The following is a 23,502-nucleotide window of genomic DNA, read 5'->3' as shown; positions in this document are numbered from 1 at the left end:
GCACCCCTTACGGGGCGCCCCCGAACCTCAGCGGCTCAGCCGCCTGAACCTCCGTACCGCCAGCGGCAGGAAGATCAGCGAGATCACCACCGGCCACACCACCGCCATCAGGACCGCGTGCTGCTCGACCCAGCTCGCGCCCCCCGCGCCGGGGTTGCCGAAGAGCTCACGCGTGGCCGTACCCGTCGAGGAGACGGGGTTCCAGGCGGCGACGGGGGCCAGCCAGTCCGGCATCAGGGACGGCGCCACGAAGACGCTGGAGATCATCGTGAGCGGGAAGGCCACCGCGTAGAGGCCGCCCGCCGCCTCCGGGGTCGGCACGACGAGGCCGAGGTAGACGCCCACCCAGATCAGGCTGAACCGCAGGAACAGCAGCAGCCCGAAGGCGAGCAGGGTGTCGGCGAGACCCGCGTCGGAGCGCCAGCCGATGGCGAGCGCGGTCAGCGCGAGGATGCTCAGCTCCGCGCAGGCCACGATCAGGTCGGCGAGGCCGCGCCCGGAGGCGACCGCGGAGGGGGCCATCGGCATCGAGCGGAAGCGGTCGATGACGCCCTTCGTCGCGTCCGTGACGACGCCCATCGCGGTGTTCATGAACCCGAAGGCCATGGTCATCACGAACATGCCGGGCATCAGGAACTGCTTGTAGTCGCCGTCCTCGCCGCCGCCGGGCACCTTCATCGCCTCGCCGAAGACGAAGCCGTACAGCAGCACGCTGATGATGGGGAAGCCCAGTTGCCAGGCGATGGTGACGGGCTGGCGCCCGAAGTGCGTCAGGTAGCGGCGGGTGACGTTCCAGCAGTCGGCGAGGGCCCAGAAGAGACGCCCGCGGGGCTCGGCCGGGGTGAGGGCGACGCTCATGCCGCGACCTCCCGCTTCTCGGTGCTCTCGGTACTCTCATCGGTGCTCTCAGGACTCGCTGGGGGTTGCGGCGGCTGGCCGGTCAGCCGCAGGAACACGTCGTCGAGGCTGGGCCTGCGCAGGCCGATGTCCTCGACCGCGACGCCCTCGTCCCGCAGGGTCCTCGCCACCTCGGTGAGGGCGCCGACCCGGTCGGTCACGGCGGCCTGCACGCGGCGCTCCACGTCGACGGCCAGCGGTGCGCCGTCGCAGACGCGGGCGACGGCGCGGACGGCGGCGGGCAGGTCGACGGCGTCGCGCACCACGACGTCGAGGTGGCTGCCGCCCACCGTGTTCTTCAGGCCGTCGGGGGTGTCGTCGGCGATGGCACGGCCGCGGTCGATGACGGTGATGCGGGAGGCGAGCCGGTCGGCCTCCTCCAGGTACTGGGTGGTGAGCAGCACGGTGGTGCCGCCCGCGACCAACTCCCGTACGGTGTCCCAGACTTCGAGGCGGCTGCGCGGGTCGAGGCCGGTGGTGGGCTCGTCCAGGAAGAGGACGGCGGGCGCGAGGATCATCGAGGCGGCGAGGTCGAGCCTGCGCCGCATGCCGCCGCTGTACTGCCCCGCGCCCTTCTCGGCCGCGTCCTTCAGGTGGAACTGCTCCAGGAGTTCCTGGGCGCGCCGGGCCGCCCGCCGGCCGCCCAGGTGGAAGAGGCGGCCGAACATCTCCAGGTTCTGCCGCCCGGTGAGGATCTCGTCGACCGCCGCGTACTGACCGGTGAGGCCGATGCGGCCGCGCACCAGGGCGGATTCGCGCACGACGTCGGCGCCCGCCACCTCGGCGCGCCCGCCGTCGAGCCTGAGGAGGGTGGCGAGGATCCGTACGGCGGTGGTCTTGCCCGCGCCGTTGGGGCCGAGGAGTCCGTGCACCGCGCCTTGTTCGACGTGCAGGTCAAAGCCGTCCAGGGCGTGCTTCTCCCCGTAGCGCTTGACGAGCCCCTCGGCCCGTACCGCGAAGCCGTTCCCGTTCATCGCCGCTCCTTATCGCGCTCTTCCGAGCCCTCTGGGTACGCCGTACTCAATTGAGAGTACACCGTACCCAGTTTTGCGCGTACGGCGTACCCGGTTTCTGGACCGGCGATTAGAGTGAGGGCCATGACGAGCACCAACGGCGGCGGCGACCGGCGCACCGGCAGCGACATCACCCGCAGCCTGACGCTGCTCTGGGGCGAGGGCGAGCGGCCGGCCCGGGGCCCCAAACCGGGGCTCACCCTGGAGCGGATCGTCACCGAGGCCGTGCGCCTCGCGGACGCCGAGGGCCTCTCGGCGCTCTCGATGCGCCGCCTCGCGACGGAACTCGGCACGGGCACGATGTCCCTGTACCGCTACGTCCCCGGCAAGGCCGACCTGCTCGACCTGATGCTGGACCGCGTGTACGCGGTGTCCGACGCGGAGGAACCCTGGACCGGCGGCTGGCGCGCGGCCGTCGAGGAGTACGCCCGCGAGACCCTCGTCCAGTACCGCAGCCACCCCTGGCTGCTCCACGTCAACCAGGCCCGTCCCGTACTCGGCCCCGGCGCCGTCGGCGGCCTGGACCGCACGCTCTCCCGGATCAAGCCGATGGGCCTGACCGACGTCGAGCTGGTCGGCGTGATCGTGATGACCGAGGGGTACGTCACCGGGGTCGCCCGCACCCAGGTGCACGAGGTGGAGGCGGAGCAGCAGACCGGCCTGACGGACCGGGCGTTCTGGGACGCGCAGGCGCCGGTCCTCGAAAAGGTCATGCGGAGCGGGCGCTATCCGTCGCTCGCGCACCTCGCCGAGGACGCGTTCGGCTCGGAGTTCGACCACTTCGAGTTCGGCCTGCAGCGACTGCTCGACGGTCTGGACGCGCTGGTCGCGCGGCGGGGGGCGGGGGCGTCGGACGAGGGGGCCGGGGAGCCCGGGGAGACCGGGGAGACCGGGGGGACCGGGGGGACCGGGGGGACCGGGGCCTGACCGTCCGGCCGTCACGCGGCGGCCGGACCACTTCCCTTGCCCGCTCGCCCGCTCGACCGCTCGCCCGCTTACCCGCTTACCCGCTTACCCGACGGCCCGGCTACTCCCGCCCCCGCCGTCCGCCGCCGCGCCGCGTCATCCGCTTGAGGCCGAAGACGGCGAGCAGCACGGCCCCGACCGCGATCGCGCCCGTCTTCAAGGCGCTGTCGCTCCCGGAGCCCCCGTCCCCGCCGTCGGAGCCCGAGCCGCCCGACGACGACCCGCCCCCGCCGCCCGAACCGCCCGGCGCCTCCACCGGCTTGACCTCGCTCTGCGACCCCTCGGTGCCGTACATCAGGGTCGTGCCGTCCAGGGTGTACGTGACGGACTCGCCCTGCCGCTGGAGGGGCACGCTGAGCCGCCCCTTGCGCTGCGGCTTCTTGCCCTCGCCCTGCCACGCGTACCAGATCCCGCCGAAGTACCCGCGCACCGCGAGCTGTTTGCCGTCGGGCGAGAAGGCGGCGTCGGTCGCCCAGAGGTCGATTTCGGAGATCCGCTTGAAGACGTTCGGTCCTGCGGTGGTCATCCGCTCGGGGCTCTCGTAGAGCCCGCCGCCTTCCTCGTTCTTGCTCACGATGTAGAGGCGGCCGGTCTTCGGGTGCACCATCAGCGACTCCGCGTCGCGCGCGCCGTCGGCGTACTTCACGACGTACTGCGTGGCGCGGATCGTCTGGTCCTTCAGCTGCTTCGGCTCGGGCAGCTTGTAGATCCAGACGTTGGACCAGGTGCCGTTGAGGTTGTCGCCGATGTCGCCGACGTAGATGTTGCCGTCGCTGCCGACCGAGATCGCCTCGACGTCGCGGGGCGCGCCCACGCCGGTCATCGTGACCGTGGCGACGGTCTCGCCCGTCTTCGAGTCGACGGCGTAGAGGAAGGCGCCCTTGTCCTGGTCGTTGTGCGTCCAGTAGACGCCCGGGTGGGCGCGGGAGGCGGCGAGGCCGCTGGACTCGACGATGCGCGGGTCCTTGATGGTGAACTCCTCGTGGTCGTCGGCCGCGGCGGGCACGGCCCCGGCCACGGCGAGGAGCAGCACGGCACCGGCGAGAACAGACGGAACAGCCCGAAGCGAACGCATGGGCCCAAGGTTGCCATCCGCGCGATCCGGGAGCGTGCTCAGCCTCACATCGCAGCCGACGGCCCCGATCCGCGATGATGAGCGGATGCTCAGGTTCATGTTCGTCGGCGACTCCATGACGATCGGAAGCGCGGGGGAACACACCTGGCGCCATCGCATGTGGCAGCACCTGCGCGACACCCTCGGCCCCGAGGGCTTCGCCGTGGTCGGCCCGCGCACCGCCCTCTACGACAAGGCGGCGGGAGAGCCCCTCTCCCACGACTACGCCGACGCGTCCCCGGACTTCCCCCGCCACCACCTCGCGGGCTGGGGAGAGGGCTGGCTGCACATGGCCCCGCAGATCACCGGCGCCCTCACCCGCGACCCCGCCGACGTCCTGCTCATCTCGCTGGGCCTCATAGACCTCGGCTTCTACACGGACGCGGAGCAGACGGCCAGCAACGTCCGCGCCTTCGTCACCGCGGCCCGCACGGCCAACCCCCGCATCCGCATGGTCCTGCTCCCCGTGATCCCCAACATCCGCGCCGAGACCGACGCGCCCTTCGCCGACGAGGTCGCCCGCTTCAACGTGCTGCTCGCGAAGGCCGTCGCCGACCTGGACACCGGCACCTCGCCGCTGCTCCTGGCGTCCCGCCCGCCGTCGTACGACATCCGCACGGACACGTACGACGGCACGCATCCCGCGGCGAGCGGCGAACACAAGCTGGCGGGGGCGTTCGCGGAGGCGCTGGCGCAGGGGTGGGGCATCGGCGGGGCGTACGCAGGCGCGATCGAACCGGGCGCCCGTCCCGTCGTCCCGACGGACACGGCCCACCCACTCATGGCGCCCAGCGGCTGACCCCGAACTTCCCTCCCTCGCGCCGCACTTCGACGGCCCCTGACCCGCGGAAGTGCGCAGGGACGACCGACTCCCTCTCGTCCGCGGCCCGCCCGAGCACCCGGATACGGGACTCCGCGGCCTGCTCGGAGTCCTCGCGGAAGCACGTGCTGCAGGCCGGGTCCGAGGATCCGCACCGGGGCGCGCAGCGGGACGCCGGTGAAGACGGCACGGTCGGTGCCGGACCGCACCCGCGGGACGCACCTCCGGCTTCTCCCGCGATTGATCCGGCCCGCCCGGCCGGTCGACCGCCCCGACCGCCCCGACCCACCCTTGCCTGGAGCCCACTCCAAGCCGTTGGCTGGGTCCCATGAAGTACACGCAGCTGGGACGTACAGGGCTCAAGGTCAGCCGGCTCACGCTCGGGACCATGAACTTCGGGCCGCAGACCAACGAGGTCGACAGCCACTCGATCATGGACGCCGCGCTCGGCGCGGGCGTCAACTACTTCGACACCGCCAACGTCTACGGCCAGAGCACCGGCAAGGGACGCACGGAAGAGATCATCGGGACCTGGTTCGCGCAGGGCGGCGGGCGTCGCGACAAGGTCGTGCTCGCCACCAAGGTGTTCGGGAACATGACCGCCGACGGCGAAGAGGCCTGGCCCAACCACGACCGGCTCTCCGCGCTGAGCATCCGCCGGGCCGTCGACGCCAGCCTCAAGCGGCTGCAGACCGACCACATCGACATCTACCAGTTCCACCACATCGACCGGCAGACGCCGTTCGAGGAGATCTGGCAGGCGATCGACGTCCTCGTCCAGCAGGGCAAGATCCTCTACGCGGGTTCCAGCAATTTCCCCGGCTACAAGATCGCCCAGGCCAACGAGATCGCACGGCGGCGCGGCAGCTACGGGCTCGTCAGCGAGCAGTGCCTCTACAACCTCGCCGCGCGCGACGCCGAGATGGAGGTCATCCCGGCCTCCCAGGACTACGGCCTCGGCGTCATCCCGTGGTCGCCGCTGCACGGCGGACTGCTCGGCGGCGTCCTGAAGAAGGAGGGCGAGGGCTCGCGCCGCACCGGGGGCCGGTCGGCCCAGAAGCTCGCCGAGCCGGAGGTGCGCGCGCAGATCCAGGCGTACGAGGACCTGCTCGACAAGCACGGTCTGCGGCCCGGCGAGGTCGCGCTGGCCTGGCTGCTGACCCGGCCCGGCGTCACCGCGCCGATCGTCGGCCCGCGCACGGCCGGCCAGCTCGACTCCGCGCTGCGCGCCGTCGAGCTCGACCTGTCCGGGGAGCTCCTCGACGCGCTGGACGAGATCTTCCCGGGGCCGGGCCCGTCGCCGGAGTCCTTCGCCTGGTGATCCCCGTCGGGGGCGTCCGAGTCGGGGCGTCCGAGTCGGGGGCGCGCGGCTGTCAGGGGCGTGCGGGGCCGCCCGCGCCGGTCGGCCGGTCAGCGGGAAGACAGGCCGACCGGCCCGCCGGGGGCCGGTCAGCCGAGGGCCGGTCAGCCGAACGCCGCCGCCACCGCCACCACGACGAACATCATCACGAGCACACCGGCCATGATCCGGTTTCTGGTCTTCGGGTCCACACCGTCGAGGTTAACCGGCGCCGCCCGCCGCCCGGACGCCGCCTCCCAGAACCCAGCGCCCCACTGCCTCGTAACGCGGCCGCTCCCCCGGCACTCCGCTCCGGGGAAGATCGCTGCGTACGAGGGTGAGCTCGCGGGCGGTCCACGCCGTGCCCCCGAACGCGGCGAGCTCGTCGGCATAGGGGCGCAGCTCCGTCTCGCCGCGACCGCGGGCCACCGTCAGGTGCGGGCGGTAGTGCCGGTGCTCCTCCATCGTGACGCCCGCCTTGCGCGCCGCCGCGTCCGCCCGCTGGGCCAGCAGCCGCAGCGCGGGCACGTCACCCGTGGCGCCCGCCCACAGCGCCCGGTCGCCGAAGTGACCGCCGCCGTGCAGGGCGAGGGAGAAGGGCGGCGTGCGGTGGGCGGCCCGCTCCAGGCGGGCGGTGAGGTCCGGCACCGTCGCGTCGTCGACCTCCGCCATGAAGGCGAGCGTGAAGTGCCAGCCGTCCCGGTCCGTCCAGCGCAGCGTGTCCGCGCCGGGCAGCCGGTGCAACGCGCCCACGGCGGTGGCCAGTTCGGTGGTCGCGGAGTCCGGCGGGAGCACCGCGGCGAAGAGTCTCATGAGGAGACGTTAGAGCCTGTGGAGCCCGACCCCCCGAGCGCCCTACCCTCCCTCCATGAACGACATGGAGCCGACAGGAACGCCGATACGGACCCCACCGCAGCCGCCGTTGGACACGGCGCCGGATACGCCCATGAAGATCAGGGCAGGCGGGGCCGAGGACATCCCCGCGATCATCGCCCTCTTCGACGGGGCCGTCGAGTGGCTCGTCGCGCGGGGCCGCACCGGACAGTGGGGGTCGAAGCCCTGGTCCGAGCTGCCCGGGGCGGTCGCGATGGTGGAGCGGTACGTGAGGACGGGTGAGCCCTGGATCGCCGAGATCGACGGCACCGTGGTGGGCACGCTGACGCTCACCGACGGGCCGGGCGGCGACACGATCCCCCGGGCCGGCGAGCCCGAGCGGTACGTCCACATCCTCGCGGCCGACCACGGCCGGTACGCGGGGCGCGGGGTGGGCCGTGCGCTCCTCGCGCACGCCGCCGAGGAGACCCGGAGGCAGGGTGTGTCCCTGCTCCGGGTCGACTGCTACGCGGGCGACGACGGCAAGCTCGTCGCGTACTACGAGAGCAACGGCTTCACCGCCGCCGAGTCCTTCACGGGCCCGGACGGCAGCTGGCCGGGACAGGTGCTGGCCCGGCGCGTCTGAAGCCTCCGCCGGGGAGCCGGGAGAGGCGGGCGGCCCGGACGGCCCGGGGGATCCGGACGACCCGGGGGATCCGGGGGATCCGGGGGATCCGGGGGATCCGGGCGTCCTGCCTCACGCCGCTGCCGCCAGCTCCCGCTCACGGGGCACGAACTGCACGTGCCGGCGGCCGCGGCGCAGGTCGACCTTGAGCCGCAGGTTCGCCGCGCGGGCCAGCATCAGGCCGACACCGACCGCGGCCAGCGCGCAGATGAGACCGCCCGCGGCCATGCTCAGCCGGACGCCGTAGGCGTCGGCGAGCCAGCCGAAGAGCGGGCCGCCCAGCGGTGTGCCGCCGGTGAAGACCATCATGAACAGCGACATGACCCGGCCCCGCATCTCCGGGTCCGTGGCCATCTGGACCGAGGAGTTGGCGGTGACGTTGACCGTCAGGCCGAGGATGCCGATCGGCACGATCAGTGCGACGAACATCCACAGCTCGGGCGCGAAGGCGGCCACGACCTGCAGCACGCCGAAGGCGGTCGCCGCCCCGGCGAGCAGCCGCAGCCGCGAGGTGCCGCGGCGGGCCGCGAGCAGCGCGCCGGCCAGCGAGCCGATGGCCATCAGGGTGTTGAAGAGCCCGTACATCCCCACGCCGCCGTGGAAGATGTCGTCCGCGAAGGCGCTCAGCCAGATCGGGAAGTTGAAGCCGAAGGTGCCGATGAAGCCGACGAGGACGATCGGCCAGATCAGCTCGGGGTTCTTCGAGACGTAGTTCAGGCCTTCCCTGAGCTGCCCCTTGCCGCGCGGCTTGCGCGGCGTGTGGTGCAGCTCGCTCGTGCGCATCAGCAGCAGGCCGGTGAGCGGCGCGAGGAAGGACAGGCCGTTGGCGAGGAACGCCCAGCCGGGCCCGACGGCGGCGGTCAGCGCGCTCGCCACGGCGGGGCCGACGAGGCGGGCGGACTGGAAGTTGGCGGAGTTCAGGCTGACGGCGTTGCGGACCTGGTCGGGGCCGACCATCTCGGACACGAAGGACTGCCGCGTCGGGTTGTCGACGACGGTGACGAGGCCGGTGAAGAAGGCCGCGAAGTAGACGTGCCAGACCTGGACGTGGCCGCTGAGGGTGAGGACGGCGAGGAAGAGCCCGCTGAGGCTCATCGCGCCCTGGGTCACGAAGAGGAGGTTCCGCTTGGCGAACCGGTCGGCGATCACGCCGCCGTACAGGCCGAAGAGGAGCATCGGCAGGAACTGCATGGCCGTGGTGATGCCGACGGCCGCGGAGGATCCGGTCAGGCTCAGGACCAGCCAGTCCTGGGTGATGCGGGCCATCCAGGTGCCGGTGTTCGAGACGACGGCGCCGGAGGCGAAGAGCCGGTAGTTGCGGATCCTCAGCGAGCTGAACATCGAGGTCTTGCGGGGGCGGTCGGGCTTGTCGAGGGCGGTCGGTGCGGGGGCGGAGTCTGCTCCGGATCCCGTACTCAAAGTGGGTTCGCCTCCTTGGCGTACGTAACGTCTCCCGCGGGGTGCCGGAGAGCGGGCGCTGTGCGGAGCTACAGGTGCGCGAGCTTCTCCAGGACGGGGGCGGCGGCGCGCAGACGCGCCCACTCGTCCTCGTCGAGATGCTCGACCAGACCGGCCAGCCAGGCGTTCCGCTTGCGGCGGCTCTCCTCGAGCATCGCCTCGGCGGTCTCCGTCTGGGTCACCACCTTCTGGCGGCGGTCCTCGGGGTGCGGCTCCAGCCGGACCAGCCCCTTGGCCTCGAGCAGGGCGACGATACGGGTCATCGACGGCGGCTGCACGTGCTCCTTGCGGGCGAGTTCGCCCGGGGTGGCGGAGCCGCAGCGGGCGAGGGTGCCGAGCACCGACATTTCGGTGGGGCTCAGCGACTCGTCGACCCGCTGGTGCTTGAGTCGACGGGACAGGCGCATCACAGCGGAGCGCAAGGCGTTCACGGCGACGGCGTCGTCACCATGGGAGAGGTCCGGCATGTTCGTTAGCGTAACTCATTACCCTAGCTAAAGACCACTCGGATTCCCTCACTCCCCACGTCGAACCTTTTAGTCACCCGTACGAGTGAGGTGACTTCGGAAAGCGACGCACCGGCCGCGGGGCGGCGAGGACCCTGTCAGGCATGGGATCGCCAGTGCTCAGCCTGCGCATAGACGGTGAGCTGCTCGAACGGCTCCGACACCACGCGGCCAAAAGGGGAATGAGCGTCCAGGACTATGTGGTCCGGACGCTCATTCGCGACGACTTCGACGAAAGGTTCAAAACCTCCGTCGAGGAAACAGAGAGGTTCTACGGGGCGGCCTGAGGCCGGTGAGGGCCTGTCTGCGTCCTACGTGAGGTTCAGCGCCGGCATCAGGTAGTAGAAGGCGAACACCGCCGAGACGACGTACATGGCGACCGGCACCTCGCGCCCGCGGCCCGCGGCGAGCCTGAGCACCGTGAAGGTGACGAAGCCCATGCCGATGCCGTTCGTGATCGAGTACGTGAACGGCATCATCAGCATCGTCACGAACGCCGGGATCGCGATCGTGTAGTCCGCCCAGTCGATCTGGCGGATGGAGCCCGACAGGATCAGGAAGCCGACCGCGAGGAGCGCGGGCGTGGCCGCCTGGGACGGGACCATCGTGGCGATCGGCGTGAGGAAGAGCGCGACGGCGAAGAGCCCGCCGGTCACGACGTTCGCGAAGCCCGTGCGGGCCCCTTCCCCGACGCCCGCCGTGGACTCCACGAAGCAGGTGGTGGCGGAGGCGGAGGAGGCGCCGCCCGCGGCGACGGCGATGCCGTCGACGAAGAGCACCTTGTTGATGCCCGGCATGTTGCCGCGCTCGTCGGTCAGCCCGGCCTCGTCGCCGATGCCCATGATCGTGCCCATCGCGTCGAAGAAGCACGAGAGCAGCACGGTGAAGACGAAGAGGACGCCGGTCAGGACGCCGACCTTCTCGAAGCCGCCGAACAGGCTGATCTCGCCGACGAGCCCGAAGTCGGGCGTCGAGACGGGGTTGCCGGGCCACTCCGGGGTGGTCAGACCCCAGGAGGGGATGTCGGCGACGGCGTTGATGATCATCGCGACGACCGTCATGACGACGATGCTGATGAGGATGGCGCCCGGCACCTTGCGCACGAGCAGCGCCAGGGTGAGCAGCACGCCGAGCACGAAGACCAGGACGGGCCAGCCGTTCAGGTGCCCGTCGCCGCCGAGCTGCAGCGGAACGGTGGTGTGCGCGGCGTCCGGGATGCGCGAGACGAAGCCGGAGTCGACGAGGCCGATCAGCATGATGAAGAGGCCGATGCCGATCGCGATGCCCTTGCGCAGGCCCAGCGGCACCGCGCTCATCACGCGTTCGCGCAGGCCGGTCGCGACGAGCAGCATCACGACGAAGCCGGCGAGGACGACCATGCCCATCGCGTCGGGCCACGACATGCGGGGCGCGAGCTGGAGGGCGACGACGGTGTTCACGCCGAGTCCCGCGGCCAGCGCGATCGGGACGTTGCCGATGACGCCCATCAGGAGCGTGGTGAAGGCCGCCGTCAGCACGGTCGCGGTGACCAGCTGCTTGTTGTCGAGCTGATGCCCGTACATGTCCTTCGCGCTGCCCAGGATGATCGGGTTCAGCACGACGATGTAGGCCATCGCGAAGAAGGTGGCGAAGCCGCCGCGGACCTCGCGGGCGAGGGTCGAGCCCCGCTCGGAGATCTTGAAGAAGCCGTCGAGTCCGCCCTGCGGGGACTTCGGCGGCTCTTTGCTGGCGTCGACCGGGGCGCTGGCCGAGGGAGACATGCGTGACCTCATGGACTCAGAGAAGGGGAAGATCGTTAAGCGGCGACTTCGGTTCGATTTGTTTCTTCGTACGAAAGCAATCGGCCATTAACGAGCCGTTTCAGTATGAATACATGAGAGAGAAATCGCTATCTCCGCGCGTAGACCCCTGTGCCCCAAGGGGTGTACGAGACGGCGTCGGCCCCTCGTAAGCTAGGCGCATGGAGAAGTGGACCCCCAAGCACGAGGCGCCGGAGCCCCTGGAGGGCCCCGTGGTCGCCACCATCACCGGCGGCACGATCCTCTGGTTCGTCCTCTTCGTGGTCCAGCTCCCGTTCTACGGCTGGTTCGACGACCGCGACGCGACCTGGTGGGTGTGGACCTGCCTGGCCGGCGCGGGCCTCGGCCTCATCGGCATCTGGTACGTCCGCACGCGCGACGCGGCCATCAAGCGGGCGAAGGCCGCGGAGGCGGAGCCGAGCACCGCCGAGGCGCGGCCGTAAGCTCCGCCGGGCACAACACGGCACAGCACGACGCAGCACAGCACGGCACTGGACGTCCGCCCGGACGCAGCAACAGGGCCGAAGGTCCCGGCACCCCAGGACCGGACGTCCTGCGCCCGCAGTACTCCGTACACCCACAGGACCGTCCACGTCCTACCGTGGTCGGATCTTTGGGGCATTCAAGGGGTGAAGCCGCAGGACCGCCCTTACCGTCGAATGCATGACGCATATCGACGCGGGCGCCGAACTCGACCCGGTCCACCCGGTGCCACCCCCCACGGGGCGGGCCACCGGCCTGACCGCCGCCGAGGTCGCCGAGCGGGTCGCCCGCGGCGAGGTCAACGACGTACCGGTCCGCAGCTCGCGCTCGCTGGGCGAGATCGTCCGGGCCAACGTCTTCACCCGGTTCAACGCGATCATCGGCGTGCTCTGGGTGATCATGCTCTTCGTCGCGCCGATCCAGGACAGCCTCTTCGGCTTCGTGATCGTCGCCAACACCGGCATCGGCATCATCCAGGAGTGGCGCGCCAAGAAGACCCTGGACGGCCTCGCCGTCATCGGCGAGGCCAAGCCCACGGTCCGGCGCGACGGCACGGCCGCCGAGATCTCCGCCTCCGAGATCGTCCTCGGCGACCTCGTGGAGCTCGGCCCCGGCGACAAGATCCCGGTCGACGGCGAGACCGTCGAGGCCGACAGCCTGGAGGTCGACGAGTCCCTCCTGACCGGTGAGGCCGACCCCGTCATCAAGAAGCCCGGCGACAAGATGATGTCGGGCTCGTTCGTGGTCGCGGGCGGCGGCGCGTTCACCGCCACCAAGGTCGGCCGCGAGGCGTACGCGGCGCAGCTCGCCGAGGAGGCGAGCCGCTTCACGCTCGTCCACTCCGAGCTGCGCAACGGCATCTCCACGATCCTCAAGTACGTGACGTGGCTGATGGTCCCCACCTCCATCGGCCTGGTGATCTCCCAGCTCGTCGTCAAGGACGACAACTTCAAGGAGTCCATCGCCTACACCGTCGGCGGCATCGTCCCGATGATCCCCGAGGGCCTGGTCCTGCTGACCTCCGTGGCCTTCGCGATCGGCGTGATCCGGCTGGGCCGCCAGCAGTGCCTCGTCCAGGAACTCCCCGCGATCGAGGGCCTGGCCCGTATCGACACCGTCTGTCTCGACAAGACCGGCACCCTCACCGAGGGCGGCATGGACGTCACCGAGCTGCGCCCCCTGAACGGCGCGGAGGAGTCGTACGTCCGCACGGTCCTCGGCGCCCTCGGCGAGTCCGACCCGCGGCCCAACGCCTCGCTCCAGGCGATCATCGACGCCTACCCGGACAGCGTGGACTGGCGTTGCACGGAGTCCCTGCCCTTCTCCTCCGCCCGCAAGTACAGCGGCGCCTCCTTCAGCGAGGGCGACGGCACCACGTCGACCTGGCTCCTCGGCGCCCCCGACGTCCTGCTGCCCGACGGCGACCCCTCGCTCGCCGAGATCGAGGAACTCAACCGGCAGGGCCTGCGCGTCCTCCTCCTGGCCCGCGCGTCCGGCGACCTCGACGACGCCGCCGCGGCCTCCGGGGCGCGCGCCACCGCGCTGGTCGTCCTGGAGCAGCGGCTGCGCCCCGACGCCGCCGACACCCTGCGCTACTTCGCCGAGCAGGACGTCGCCGCCAAGGTCATCTCCGGCGACAACGCCGTCTCCGTGAGCGCGGTGGCGGGCAAGCTCGGCCTGCCCGGCGCCGAGAACACCGTCGACGCGCGCCGGCTGCCCACCGAGCAGGACGAGATGGCCCAGGCCCTCGACGACAACGCCGTCTTCGGCCGCGTCACCCCGCAGCAGAAGCGGGACATGGTGGGCGCGCTCCAGTCGCGCGGCCACACGGTCGCGATGACGGGCGACGGCGTGAACGACGTGCTCGCCCTCAAGGACGCCGACATCGGCGTCTCCATGGGCTCGGGCTCGGAGGCCACGCGGGCGGTCGCCCAGATCGTGCTCCTCAACAACAGCTTCGCGACGCTGCCCTCGGTGGTCGCGGAGGGCCGCCGGGTCATCGGCAACATCACGCGCGTCGCCACGCTGTTCCTGGTCAAGACCGTCTACTCGGTGGTCATCGCGCTGCTCGTGGTCTGCTCGCAGGTCGAGTACATCTTCCTGCCGCGCCACCTGACGCTGCTCTCCACGCTGACGATCGGCGTCCCCGCGTTCTTCCTCGCGCTGGCCCCCAACAAGGAGCGCGCGAAGCCGCACTTCGTCCGCAGAGTCATGCGGTACGCGATCCCCGGCGGCGTCATCGCGGGCGTGGCCACCTTCGTGACGTACCTGCTCGCCCGCCACCACTACGCGGGCGACGGCGCGCGGGAAGCCGAGACCAGCGCGGCGACCCTGGCGCTGTTCCTGATCGCCATGTGGGTGCTCGCCATCATCGCCCGCCCCTACACGTGGTGGCGGCTCGGCCTCATCGGCGCGATGGGTCTCGGCTTCCTGCTCGTGCTGACCGTGCCCTGGCTCCAGGACTTCTTCCAGCTGAAGCTGGTGGGCACGACGATGCCGTGGGCGGCGGTCGCGATCGCGGCGGTGGCCTCACTCGTCATCGAGTTCGTCTACCGCTGGGTGGACCGCCGCTTCCCGGCGTAGCGGCTGCTACTGGACGTCGACGAAGTCACTCGTCGACGTCACGGCCGGGGTCGTGGACGTACCGGCGAAGACGTAACGGAAGTAGCCGTCGGCGGAGGCCTTCACCGTGGTCTTCAGGTTGCCCTTGGTGTCGGACTTCACGGTCTTGAGGGTCGTGTAGCTGCTGGCCCCCTTCTTCTTGTACTGCAGCTTCACGTCCTGCTTGGTGTAGCCCGCGTACTTCAGGGTGTCCCAGTTGGCACGGGTGAGAGCACCGGTGACGGTGAGGGTCTTGCCCTTCTTGATGGGCTCGGGGGAGGCGTTGGTGGTGAGGCGGGCGTAGCGCTGGAAGCGGGCGTCGGACTTGTACTGCTCACCCTCGACGTAACCGCCGCTCTTGCCGTCCACCGCGGCGAAGAGCTTCCAGCCCGAGCCGGCCAGGTCGTTGTAGAGGTCCGCCTTCGGGTCGGCGACGACGCTGAGCGTGCAGGTGGACGTGGTGGAGTCGACGACCTTGCACTTGGCGTCCAGGTCGTCCGGGATGAGGGCGCCGTCGGCGTGGTCGGTGTCGGCCCCGTGGTACAGGAAGGCGCTCGCGCCGCCGATGCCGTTCGGGTCGGTAGCGGTGACGGCGATGCTGAACTTCACCTTGTTGGTGGTGCCGACGACGACGTCCTTGCCACCGTTCACGGAGATCTTGGTGATCTTGGTGGCGCCTGCGGCGGCACCCTTGGCGACCTTGGCGACGGCGGCGTCGAGCTGCTTCAACTGCGGGCCGTCGTCGGCCTGCGCGGCCGGGACAGCGAGTGCGGAAAGGGCCAGGGTGCCGGACAGTGCGGCCACGGTGGCACGGATGCGCATGTGTTTCCCCAGGTGGAGAAGGGGACCCGCGGAGCGTGACGCGGTCACGCGGGTCCCAGTGATCTAGGAGTCTGTTGACTCGGAAGAACAGACTTTCGACACGGGCAACTGGTTGTACACCGAGTGAAGAAATTGTGACCGGGTAATGGAATATCCCGTTCCACCCCATCCGTCATATCCGTCACATCCGTCCCATCCGAGATCAGATGTCGCATGCGACGGCTGGCAGACAGGGCGCAGGGCAGGACGCGCGCAGCGCGCGGGTCAGTCGAACCAGCGGTCCCGGGCCAGTTCTGAGGTTCGGGACGGGTCTTCGAGCAGGGCTGCCACCTCGAAGCGGCGGGGCCACTGGCCCGATGCCCAGGCGAGGCCCGCCGCGACGCCCTCGAGCGTCGCCGCGTGCACCGTGCCGTCCGGGGTGCGGCGCCAGTCCAGTTCCACGCCGCCCGCGGTCAGCTCCTCGTACTCGACGTACGTCTCCGGGGCCGCCGGACCCAGCAGGGTGCGGACGGACTCGGGCACCGCGTGTTCGGCGCCCTCCCCCGACGGCTCGACGGCCGCCGTCTCGCTGAGACGCCGTACCTGGAACAGTTCCGCCAGGTCACCGGCGCGGCCGGGCCGCACGGGCAGCAGCGGTACGCCGTCGGCAAGCGGCAGCAGGTCGGGGGCGTCGGCGACCACCGCGTCCGCCGCGTCGACCACCACGACCTCGCCGTCCACCACCGCGCGCAGCTCGTCCGGCAGCGTCACCTGCTCGGGGTCGAGGTCGGCCAGCGCCCCGTACAGGGCGTGCAGCTGGGCCGCCGTGACGGGGCGGTCCGGGTCGGCGAGCCGGTCCAGGAGTTCGGCCGCTCCGCCCGGCTCCTCCAGGAGGGCGCCCACGGACGTCCGTACGCCCAACGCCCGCAGCACCTGCTCGTCGCCGAACCCGGACGCGTCCGCCGCGTCGTAGAGGCCGGCCAGGAGCGGATCGCCGCCCTCCGCACGGAGCCCGGCGGGACGGCGTCCGTCGAGGACGGGATGGCCGCGCAGCCACCACGCCGTGTACGAGCGGACGGTCTCCGTCGTGCCGTCCGGCAGGAGCACCCGCAGCGGCTGCGTCAGCGCGTCCCGCAGCGGCGGGCGCGACAGCATCGCGAGGGCCTGCGGCCAGCAGTCGTCGTCGACCAGGTCGAGGTCCCGTACGGCGGCGATCTCGGTGGCGACCGGCGGCACCGGCGTGTCGGGCAGCCGGTCGAGCACGTCCTCGCACCACACGTCCACCGCGTCGAGGAGACCCGCGTCGTCCGGTTCGGCGAAGTCGCCCTCGCGGGGCTCCAGTTCGTCCGGGTCCAGGACGACGTCGCTGGCGCGCACGAGGGCGAAGGTCGCGAGCACACCACAGGCGGCAAGCGGCTGCTCGCCCCAGCGGCCGGCCAGCTCCCGGTCGACGAGCGCCAGTTCGTCCTCCCGCATGACCTGCTCGAAGTCACTTCCGGGCAGCACGAGTTCGCCGGCCGGGGCGAGCTCACCGTCCTCGTCGGGCAGCGCGAGCGCGCCCAGCCACGGCTCGTCACCGGGCGCCAGATGGGCGTCCCGCACGAGGGCGAGCACGACGTCCGCCAACTCCTCGGCGTCCAGTGCCTCCTCGTCCCACGTGTCGTCGTCGAGGGACGCGGCCACGGCGGCGCGGACCTGCGGCGTGGTGAGGACGGCGCGCGGCGTCGCGGGCAGCGCGCCGAGCTTCTCCAGCAGGGGGTGCACGGCGTCGGGGTGGGCGATCTTCAGCCCGAGGCGGGCGAGGACCGCCGGGTCCCCCTGGCCGCCGGGGGCGGGCAGCAGCACCTGTCGCGGCCCGATGGTCGTACGCGTCGTCCCGGAAGCGGATCCGGACCCTGAAGGAACGGGACCGAAGCCCGCGTCCGAACCGGACAGCAGATCCGCGTCGTCCGCCGGACCACCCTGCCGCCGGCCGGACGAGGCGTCCCCGGCCAGCGGCACCGGAAGGCCCGAGAGCCGCTCCGGGTCGACCCCGGCGAGCGTGTCGTACAGCCGCCGCCACCAGCCCGGCTCGCGCTCGAGACCGGCCAGGCGGTCGATCGCCTCGGTCAGCGGCACCCGGGCGACATCGAGGGTGCGCAGCTCGGCGCGGCGTTCCAGGCCCGCGGGCAGCAGGCACGGCAGCACCTCGGCGAGCACCCGCACGGTGTCGGCCCCCGCGCCCTCCACGACCTCCGCGTCCCTCGGCCGCAGCGCCTGCGGCAGCTCGTCCTCGTCGTCCTCGGCGCGGGGCAGGGCGGGCGGCAGGAAGGCGGTGCGGGGCAGCCGCTCCAGGATGCCCCGACGCAGCGCACCGTCCAGCTCGCTCTTGCCGAGCGGCCCCGGCACGAGCCCGATGATCGCTTGCGTCACCGGCCGCCACTGAGCGAGGAGTTCGACGTACGTCTCCGCCGCCCGCTCGACGAGGAAGTCCGTCAGCGGCCCGGGCGCGGCGTGCCGGCGCGCGGTGTCCAGCGGGAACGACGCGATGAGCAACGCCGGTACGCCCAGGGGCTCGTCGCTCGGCGTCGGCGCGTGCACGACCTGGGTGGTGCGGGGGCGTTCAGGAGCGCCGTCGCCGTCGGCGGGCACGGCCCAGGTGACGGACCAGTGGGGGCGCAGCCGCTCCTCGACGGGACGGTCCTTCAGGAGGGCGCCGTCCAGCGGGCCCTGCCGGCTCGCGGTGCGCCAGCGGGTCGTGCCGTCGCGGCTGTCATCGATGACGGTGTACGGGTCCTCGACGCGGCGCCGCAGCGTACGGGTCGTGCCGTCCGGCGTCTCGATCCGCACCTCCTCCAGACCGGGCAGGGCCAGGAGCAGCGCGTCGTCGACGCCGTCCAGGAGCCGGGACACGAGGTCCTCGGCCGCGGCGTCGCGCAGCGGCAGGATGACCACGGTGTCGTAGCCGTCCGGGGCGGTCCCCTCGGCGGCCATCGGCAGCCGGAGCAGCGGAACGTGTCCGTCCCTGCGCCGGATCTCGTCACCGAGGCCGGGGCTGAACCGGGCGGTCTCCGCGGCGAGTTCACGGGCCTCGACCAGGGACCAGCGGACCCCGCCGGTACGGCCGACGACGGCGGGCTCGTCGGAGACGGCGAGGACGGCGGCGAAGCCGACGCCGAAGCGGCCGACGCTGGTCGCCGCCCCGTCGGCGGGCGCGTTCCGCTCGGTGCCGTCCCGCTTGGCGGAGGCGCGGAGGGTGGAGAGGGACTCGACGCCGGTGGCGTCGATGGGGGCGCCGCTGTTCGCCGCGGCGAGGACCCCGCCGCGCAGGGTCAGCGCGAGACGGCCGGGGACGCCCGCGCGGGCGGCGGCGTCCGAGGCGTTCTGGGCGAGCTCCACGACGAGGCGGTCGCGGTAGCCGCCGAGGGCGAGGTCCTCCTCGGCGTTGGCGTCCTCACGGAAACGGGCCGGGGCGGCGGCCCAGGCGTCGAGGACCCCGCGGCGGAGGCGGGCGGTGCCGAAGGGGTCGATGCCCTCGGCCGCCGGCCGCACGTTCTTGCTCACGGTCGTCTCTCCTCTGCGCGGTCGCTGCTCCCGGGCTGCGCCCGGGGGGCGAACGGTACCGCGTCCTGGTGAGGGGGCCGGGGGCGAGGCGATGGGCGGGGCGAAGGGCGAGGCGATAGGCGGGGGTGAGGCGAAGGGCGAGGGTGAGGCGAAGGGCGGGCCGGGGTGGAGGGGGGACGCCATGACGCGGCGACGCGGTGCGGGCGCGGTGGGGCGCGGTGCCGTGCGGGCGTGGCGTGGTGCGGCGACGCGGTGCGGGCGCGGTGGGGTGCGGGCGTGACGTGGTGCGGCGACGCGGGCGTGAGGCACCCGGCAATCGCCGCGAACGCGACGGAGGCAGAGCTACGGGTGACCGCCCCGGTGCCGGAACACCGAGGCTGCCGAGCACACCGTAGACGCCGAAGACACCGAAGACGCCGAAGACGCCGAAGACACCGAAGCCACCGCTCACCCGCCGCCGGAACTAGGAGTGGCCGAGGTCCTCGCCGGGCCCGTCCACACTCACCGACCCGGAATCCGCCGCGGGCCGCAACGGGAGTACGTCCACACGCGTCTCGTCCAGCACCGGCGGCGCGGGCCGGGGCGGCTTGGGCATGACCGCCGCCTCGGAGTGCCCGCCACAGCCGTACGACAGGGAGACGACCTGCCCGTCCGCGGGCCCGAACTCATTGGCGCAGATACCGAACGCCTGACCGAGCGAGCCACCGATCCGTACGAGGAAGCCGCAGCTCACGCACGCCGCGGGCGCCGCCTGCGCCATCGCGGTCTTCGCGCCGTGCACCTCGTCCCAGCGGTCCGCGGCCACGTGCAGCCCGTAACGGGACAGGACCCTGGAGCGCCGCATGCCCAGCTCGTCGGCGACCGAGGCGATGGAGCCGCGGGCGGGCGCGACCGGCAGTTCGGCGGGCGGCCCCGCCGTGACCTCGGCGTCCTCCGCCTCGACGAGCTCGGCCATCTCCTGCGACACCACGGAGTTCGGCGGCGGCTCCTCCTCGCCCGAGTAACCGGGCTCCAGGCGCAGATCCTCGGCGTCCGTCGGCAACAGGTCGCCCGGACCCATGTCGCCCGGCCGGAGCCGCTCGCTCCACGGCACCCACTCGGGGGCCAGGAGCGCGTCGGGGCCCGGCAGCAGCACCGTCTCGTCAAGGGTGACGATCTTCGCCCGCGAGGCACGGGCGACCGTCACCGCCCAGCGCCAGCCGCGGTAGCCGAACTCCTTGCACTCGAAGAGGTGCGTGACCACGCGGTCGCCCTCCACGACGACCTCGACGTGCTCACCGACCACACCGGGCGCGGCGGCCTCCTCGGCCGCGGCGCGCGCCAGGCCGACCGCCTCGGCGCACAGGCGGTCGGGGGTACGCGGGGTGCGCGGGGTTCGGCTTCGCGTTGTCGCTGCGCTCACAGGTATCGCTTCTCTCCTACGCCGTCTCACGAGTGCGCCACCCTTACGCGGGGGTGCGGACGGAGCGGACCAGGGGGCCGCGTCAACGTCCGCGCCCGACGTTCCGGGGCGCGCCTACGTCACCCATTCTGCGGGATGACCGAGAGGCGCGCGGCCAAGAACAACCGCCGCAGGCGCGCTACGCACGCTACCTTCTCCTGGCCCCTGGGCCTACACCGACGTACGGCACCGGGTCCCGAGCCGTCGTCCGTGGCCCTCGTCCGCCCCGCGTTTTCACCCTCATCGCACCCCGTCCGGCGTGTCCCCCACGGGACTGGCCCCGGGCCCCGTCACACGCCAGATCCGGCCCCGTACTCGCCGGACCTCGGGCCCCGTCCCCGCAGCGCACGCCACTCCCCCGCGCGGCCTCGCCCCCCAGCACCCCACCAGTTCCCCGGCACCTCCACCCCGCCCCGCCGCCGCTCCGCGGCGTGTCCTCGTCCCCGGTACCCCACCACTCCCCCAGCCCCGGGACGTCCCCGCGTCGCCGCTCCGCGGCGTTTCCCCCACCCACCCGCCCATCTCCTCGGCACGCAGCGACCGGCGGGAGCCGAGGGCCTCGTGGCACGGGTCGACGCGGGTCCGCCGCGAGACGGCGTTGCGGGGGGGGCAGACCGGCTCGTGGGACTCAGGGAGCAGCGGCGACGGCAGCGGCCAACGTCGCGCGGTGATGGCCTCCAGGGCGCGAGACGTGAGGAAGGCGTCGCGGCGAGCTGCCGCGAGCGCGCGATCGGGAGCCGGCGAGTCGCTGCCGGGCTGCCGGGCTGTGATGCGGGCGGGTCGGCGCGCCGGGGGGAAAGGGCGGGTGGGTGGGGGAAACGCCGCGAAGCGGCGACGCAGCACCGCCCGGGCTCCGGGCACCCACCAAGACGACGGCACGCGAGACAGCACCGTGGGCCCAGGACCTCGGACCACGGCGGCGCACGGTGGCGGAAAAGGGCGGGTGGGCGGGGGAAACGCCGCGGAGCGGCGACGCGGCACCGCCCGGGCTCCGGGCGCCCACCAAGACGACCGCACAGAACACACCCCACCACGGCTCACAGCCAGTATCCGCACTAGTAGGCCCCCCAAGGGGGCACTATGACGGGGTGGCCCCCACAAGGTCGATGTCCGTAGGAACCGTCTCGCCGGGACCGGCGCGGCGGACCGCCCGTGCGCTGGGCCGCGCCCTGCACTTCCCGTTCACCGGCACGGCCCGCGGCATCCGCAAGGCCACGCACGCGCACGGGGCGGGCGAGTCGGGGCTCGGCAAACTCATCGAGCTGCACGCCGTGAACGGCGCGGGCGACGTCATGATCACCGTCGCGCTCGCCTCGACCGTGTTCTTCTCGGTACCGACGGACGAGGCGCGCGGCCGCGTCGCGCTCTATCTCGCGATCACGATGGCGCCGTTCACGCTCCTCGCGCCGGTCATCGGCCCGCTCCTGGACCGGCTGCCGCACGGCCGCCGGGCCGCGATGGCGGGTGCGATGCTGGCGCGGGCGCTGCTCGCGCTGGTCCTGTCGGGCGCGGTGGTGACCGGGAGCGTGGAGCTGTATCCGGCCGCACTAGGCGTGCTGGTCGCGTCCAAGGCGTACGGGGTGGTGCGCAGCGCCGTCGTCCCGAGACTGCTGCCACCCGGGTTCTCGCTGGTCAAGGCGAACTCCCGGGTGACGCTCGGCGGTCTGCTCGCCACGGCCGTCGCGGCGCCCGCGGGGGCGGGGCTGCAGGCTCTCGGGCCGCGCTGGCCCCTCTACGGCGCCTTCGTGATCTTCGTCTCGGGGATGCTCCTGTCGTTCTCGCTGCCGCACAAGGTCGACTCGTCGAAGGGCGAGAGCAAGGCGCTGCTCTCGGCCGACGAGGAGCACCTGCATCTGCACGCCCGTGCCGAGGCGGCCGACGACACCTCCCGCAAGCGGCGCCTGGGGCTCCGTACGGTCGGCCCGGCCGTCACCCACGCCCTCGCCGCGAACGCGACGCTGCGCTGTCTGTCCGGCTTCCTCATCTTCTTCCTGGCGTTCCTGCTGCGCGAGCATCCCCTGGCGGGGCAGAGCGCGGCGGTCTCCCTCGGCATCGTGGGCGTCTCGGCGGGCGCGGGCAATGCGCTGGGCACGGCCGTCGGCGCCTGGCTGAAGTCGCGGGCGCCGGAGGTCATCATCGTGACCGTCATCGCGGTGGTCCTCGGTGTCGCGGTCACGGCCGCGCTGTTCTTCTCGGCGGTGGGCGTCGCCTGCCTCGGGGCGTGCGCGGGCTTCGCGCAGGCGCTGTCCAAGCTGTCCCTGGACGCGCTGATCCAGCGGGACGTGCCGGAGCAGGTCCGCACGTCCGCGTTCGCCCGTTCCGAGACGATGCTGCAGGTGGCGTGGGTGGTGGGCGGCGCCGTCGGCATCGCGCTGCCGCTGATCGGGACGCTCGGCCTGTCGGTGGCGGCCGCGATCGTGGCGGTGGGCTGGCTGTCGACCGTCCGCGGCCTCCTCGCCTCGGCCCGGCACGGCGGCCCCCGCCGCGCCCGCGTGGTGTGAGGCCCCACCCCGCCACCCCACACAGCACCCCCGTCACCCGACCACCCCCACACAGCACCCCCACACCCCCACACCCCCACACAGCACCCCCACACCCCCACACCCTCGCCCCTCCTCCCCCTCCTCCTCCCCTCCCCCCCACGGCACGCCCGCGACCCCCACGTAGCAGCACCCCCCGACGCGCCCGATAGCCTTCGCCCATGACCTCCCTGCTCCGCGGCGGAGCCGCGAATGTGAACCACGCGGCGCGCCGCCGCCGCACCGCGGCCGCCCTTGGCGCCGTCTCCGCCGGACTCCTCGTCCTCTCGGCCTGTGACAAGCCGACGCCGCTGGCCACCGTCACGGTCGGCAGCGACTCGGTGAACACCGAAGCCTCCTGCTACAACGACGGCGACGAGCTGAAGCCGTCCCAGCTGAAGTCCTGCCTCCAGGACAAGGACGTGAAGTCCATCAAGGTCGATCCCGACGAGAAGGTCCGCTTCGGCGTCGACCCGGAGATGGCCGAGAAGGGCTGGACGCTGCTGATGAACGGTCAGCCGCTGACCGAGGCCAGCAAGAAGACGTACGTGGTCATCCCGGGCAGCGTCTTCTTCAACCAGCAGTACGGCGGTGGCGGCAAGAAGTCCACCGTCAGCCTCCTCGAGGGCGGCAAGGGCTCGGAGTCGAAGGCCACCGGACTGTGGTCGTTCAAGTTCGAGAAGGACTCCTGACCTCGCACCCCG

General features: G+C 72.3%; 19 protein-coding genes. 9 read left to right on the top strand and 10 right to left on the bottom strand.

What is annotated here, in order from left to right; all coding sequences use genetic code 11:
• Window positions 1-27: 27 nt before the first annotated feature.
• Window positions 28-858 (bottom strand): ABC transporter permease, encoded by an 831-nt coding sequence (locus tag ACZ592_RS18785; protein ID WP_471582671.1) that lies wholly within the window; start codon window positions 856-858, stop codon window positions 28-30.
• Entirely contained in the window at window positions 855-1,871 is a 1,017-nt protein-coding gene (locus tag ACZ592_RS18780) for an ATP-binding cassette domain-containing protein (RefSeq protein ID WP_471582670.1), read from the bottom strand. Before ACZ592_RS18780 ends, ACZ592_RS18785 begins: the two co-directional genes overlap by 4 nt.
• 123 nt (window positions 1,872-1,994) lie before the next feature.
• On the opposite strand from ACZ592_RS18780, the gene ACZ592_RS18775 reads away from it, so the two are divergent.
• Window positions 1,995-2,837, top strand: coding sequence for a TetR/AcrR family transcriptional regulator (locus ACZ592_RS18775; RefSeq protein WP_471582669.1), 843 nt, complete (start codon window positions 1,995-1,997; stop codon window positions 2,835-2,837).
• Between the two features lie 100 nt (window positions 2,838-2,937).
• Here the strand turns inward: ACZ592_RS18775 and ACZ592_RS18770 are convergent, their stop codons facing one another.
• Entirely contained in the window at window positions 2,938-3,951 is a 1,014-nt protein-coding gene (locus ACZ592_RS18770) for a WD40 repeat domain-containing protein (RefSeq protein ID WP_471582668.1), read from the bottom strand.
• Window positions 3,952-4,036: 85 nt separating this feature from the next.
• Between ACZ592_RS18770 and ACZ592_RS18765 the strand changes: the two genes are divergently transcribed.
• Entirely contained in the window at window positions 4,037-4,789 is a 753-nt protein-coding gene (locus tag ACZ592_RS18765; RefSeq protein WP_471582667.1) for a GDSL-type esterase/lipase family protein, read from the top strand.
• Between the two features lie 349 nt (window positions 4,790-5,138).
• Complete coding sequence (locus ACZ592_RS18760; RefSeq protein ID WP_471582666.1) at window positions 5,139-6,131, top strand: aldo/keto reductase; 993 nt, start codon at window positions 5,139-5,141, stop codon at window positions 6,129-6,131.
• 240 nt (window positions 6,132-6,371) lie between these two features.
• Here ACZ592_RS18760 and thpR read toward each other — a convergent pair whose 3' ends face one another.
• The gene (gene thpR, locus ACZ592_RS18755; protein WP_471582665.1) at window positions 6,372-6,962 is read right to left on the bottom strand and encodes an RNA 2',3'-cyclic phosphodiesterase; all 591 of its coding nucleotides are present in this window, start codon (window positions 6,960-6,962) and stop codon (window positions 6,372-6,374) included.
• 133 nt (window positions 6,963-7,095) lie between these two features.
• On the opposite strand from thpR, the gene ACZ592_RS18750 reads away from it, so the two are divergent.
• Window positions 7,096-7,608, top strand: coding sequence for a GNAT family N-acetyltransferase (locus ACZ592_RS18750; RefSeq protein WP_471583006.1), 513 nt, complete (start codon window positions 7,096-7,098; stop codon window positions 7,606-7,608).
• 111 nt (window positions 7,609-7,719) lie between these two features.
• Here the strand turns inward: ACZ592_RS18750 and ACZ592_RS18745 are convergent, their stop codons facing one another.
• Together ACZ592_RS18745 and ACZ592_RS18740 are read right to left on the bottom strand one after the other, a co-directional pair.
• Window positions 7,720-9,066, bottom strand: a complete 1,347-nt coding sequence (locus ACZ592_RS18745) for an MFS transporter (protein ID WP_471582664.1) — start codon at window positions 9,064-9,066, stop codon at window positions 7,720-7,722.
• 68 nt (window positions 9,067-9,134) lie between these two features.
• Window positions 9,135-9,572: a MarR family winged helix-turn-helix transcriptional regulator gene (locus ACZ592_RS18740; RefSeq protein WP_359643815.1), complete on the bottom strand. Its 438-nt coding sequence runs from the start codon at window positions 9,570-9,572 to the stop codon at window positions 9,135-9,137.
• A gap of 143 nt (window positions 9,573-9,715) precedes the next feature.
• Between ACZ592_RS18740 and ACZ592_RS18735 the strand changes: the two genes are divergently transcribed.
• Window positions 9,716-9,898 carry a ribbon-helix-helix protein, CopG family gene (locus tag ACZ592_RS18735; RefSeq protein WP_471582663.1) on the top strand — a complete coding sequence of 61 codons (183 nt, stop codon included), beginning with the start codon at window positions 9,716-9,718 and terminating at the stop codon, window positions 9,896-9,898.
• A gap of 24 nt (window positions 9,899-9,922) precedes the next feature.
• Here ACZ592_RS18735 and ACZ592_RS18730 read toward each other — a convergent pair whose 3' ends face one another.
• Entirely contained in the window at window positions 9,923-11,371 is a 1,449-nt protein-coding gene (locus ACZ592_RS18730) for an NCS2 family permease (protein WP_471582662.1), read from the bottom strand.
• A gap of 200 nt (window positions 11,372-11,571) precedes the next feature.
• Between ACZ592_RS18730 and ACZ592_RS18725 the strand changes: the two genes are divergently transcribed.
• Together ACZ592_RS18725 and ACZ592_RS18720 are read left to right on the top strand one after the other, a co-directional pair.
• On the top strand, window positions 11,572-11,853 hold the full coding sequence (locus tag ACZ592_RS18725) for a DUF2530 domain-containing protein (RefSeq protein WP_471582661.1): 282 nt from the start codon (window positions 11,572-11,574) through the stop codon (window positions 11,851-11,853).
• Between the two features lie 220 nt (window positions 11,854-12,073).
• Window positions 12,074-14,476, top strand: coding sequence for an HAD-IC family P-type ATPase (locus ACZ592_RS18720; protein ID WP_471582660.1), 2,403 nt, complete (start codon window positions 12,074-12,076; stop codon window positions 14,474-14,476).
• Window positions 14,477-14,482: 6 nt separating this feature from the next.
• Here the strand turns inward: ACZ592_RS18720 and ACZ592_RS18715 are convergent, their stop codons facing one another.
• The 3 genes from ACZ592_RS18715 to ACZ592_RS18705 form a co-directional block, all read right to left on the bottom strand.
• The gene (locus ACZ592_RS18715; protein WP_471582659.1) at window positions 14,483-15,316 is read right to left on the bottom strand and encodes a calcium-binding protein; all 834 of its coding nucleotides are present in this window, start codon (window positions 15,314-15,316) and stop codon (window positions 14,483-14,485) included.
• A 264-nt stretch (window positions 15,317-15,580) separates the two neighbouring features.
• A complete protein-coding gene (locus ACZ592_RS18710) occupies window positions 15,581-18,838 on the bottom strand; it encodes a sacsin N-terminal ATP-binding-like domain-containing protein (RefSeq protein WP_471582658.1) in 3,258 nt (1,085 codons plus the stop codon).
• A 463-nt stretch (window positions 18,839-19,301) separates the two neighbouring features.
• Window positions 19,302-20,240 (bottom strand): DUF3027 domain-containing protein, encoded by a 939-nt coding sequence (locus ACZ592_RS18705; RefSeq protein ID WP_471582657.1) that lies wholly within the window; start codon window positions 20,238-20,240, stop codon window positions 19,302-19,304.
• A 1,145-nt stretch (window positions 20,241-21,385) separates the two neighbouring features.
• Between ACZ592_RS18705 and ACZ592_RS18700 the strand changes: the two genes are divergently transcribed.
• Both ACZ592_RS18700 and ACZ592_RS18695 read left to right on the top strand, forming a co-directional pair.
• The gene (locus tag ACZ592_RS18700; protein ID WP_471582656.1) at window positions 21,386-22,780 is read left to right on the top strand and encodes an MFS transporter; all 1,395 of its coding nucleotides are present in this window, start codon (window positions 21,386-21,388) and stop codon (window positions 22,778-22,780) included.
• 200 nt (window positions 22,781-22,980) lie between these two features.
• On the top strand, window positions 22,981-23,490 hold the full coding sequence (locus tag ACZ592_RS18695; RefSeq protein ID WP_471582655.1) for a DUF2771 domain-containing protein: 510 nt from the start codon (window positions 22,981-22,983) through the stop codon (window positions 23,488-23,490).
• The last annotated feature ends 12 nt before the right edge of the window (window positions 23,491-23,502 follow it).

This window comes from Streptomyces sp. NPDC040622 (assembly GCF_055593965.1).
This window is presented reverse-complemented; position numbering and strand designations above follow the sequence as displayed.

Coding starts and splice junctions, on each gene's coding strand:
- ACZ592_RS18785 (WP_471582671.1), bottom strand. CDS start 858: ATGAGCGTCGCCCTCACCCCGGCCGAGCCCCGCGGGCGTCTCTTCTGG.
- ACZ592_RS18780 (WP_471582670.1), bottom strand. CDS start 1,871: ATGAACGGGAACGGCTTCGCGGTACGGGCCGAGGGGCTCGTCAAGCGC.
- ACZ592_RS18775 (WP_471582669.1), top strand. CDS start 1,995: ATGACGAGCACCAACGGCGGCGGCGACCGGCGCACCGGCAGCGACATC.
- ACZ592_RS18770 (WP_471582668.1), bottom strand. CDS start 3,951: ATGCGTTCGCTTCGGGCTGTTCCGTCTGTTCTCGCCGGTGCCGTGCTG.
- ACZ592_RS18765 (WP_471582667.1), top strand. CDS start 4,037: ATGCTCAGGTTCATGTTCGTCGGCGACTCCATGACGATCGGAAGCGCG.
- ACZ592_RS18760 (WP_471582666.1), top strand. CDS start 5,139: ATGAAGTACACGCAGCTGGGACGTACAGGGCTCAAGGTCAGCCGGCTC.
- thpR (WP_471582665.1), bottom strand. CDS start 6,962: ATGAGACTCTTCGCCGCGGTGCTCCCGCCGGACTCCGCGACCACCGAA.
- ACZ592_RS18750 (WP_471583006.1), top strand. CDS start 7,096: ATGAAGATCAGGGCAGGCGGGGCCGAGGACATCCCCGCGATCATCGCC.
- ACZ592_RS18740 (WP_359643815.1), bottom strand. CDS start 9,572: ATGCCGGACCTCTCCCATGGTGACGACGCCGTCGCCGTGAACGCCTTG.
- ACZ592_RS18735 (WP_471582663.1), top strand. CDS start 9,716: ATGGGATCGCCAGTGCTCAGCCTGCGCATAGACGGTGAGCTGCTCGAA.
- ACZ592_RS18730 (WP_471582662.1), bottom strand. CDS start 11,371: ATGTCTCCCTCGGCCAGCGCCCCGGTCGACGCCAGCAAAGAGCCGCCG.
- ACZ592_RS18725 (WP_471582661.1), top strand. CDS start 11,572: ATGGAGAAGTGGACCCCCAAGCACGAGGCGCCGGAGCCCCTGGAGGGC.
- ACZ592_RS18720 (WP_471582660.1), top strand. CDS start 12,074: ATGACGCATATCGACGCGGGCGCCGAACTCGACCCGGTCCACCCGGTG.
- ACZ592_RS18715 (WP_471582659.1), bottom strand. CDS start 15,316: ATGCGCATCCGTGCCACCGTGGCCGCACTGTCCGGCACCCTGGCCCTT.
- ACZ592_RS18700 (WP_471582656.1), top strand. CDS start 21,386: ATGTCCGTAGGAACCGTCTCGCCGGGACCGGCGCGGCGGACCGCCCGT.
- ACZ592_RS18695 (WP_471582655.1), top strand. CDS start 22,981: ATGACCTCCCTGCTCCGCGGCGGAGCCGCGAATGTGAACCACGCGGCG.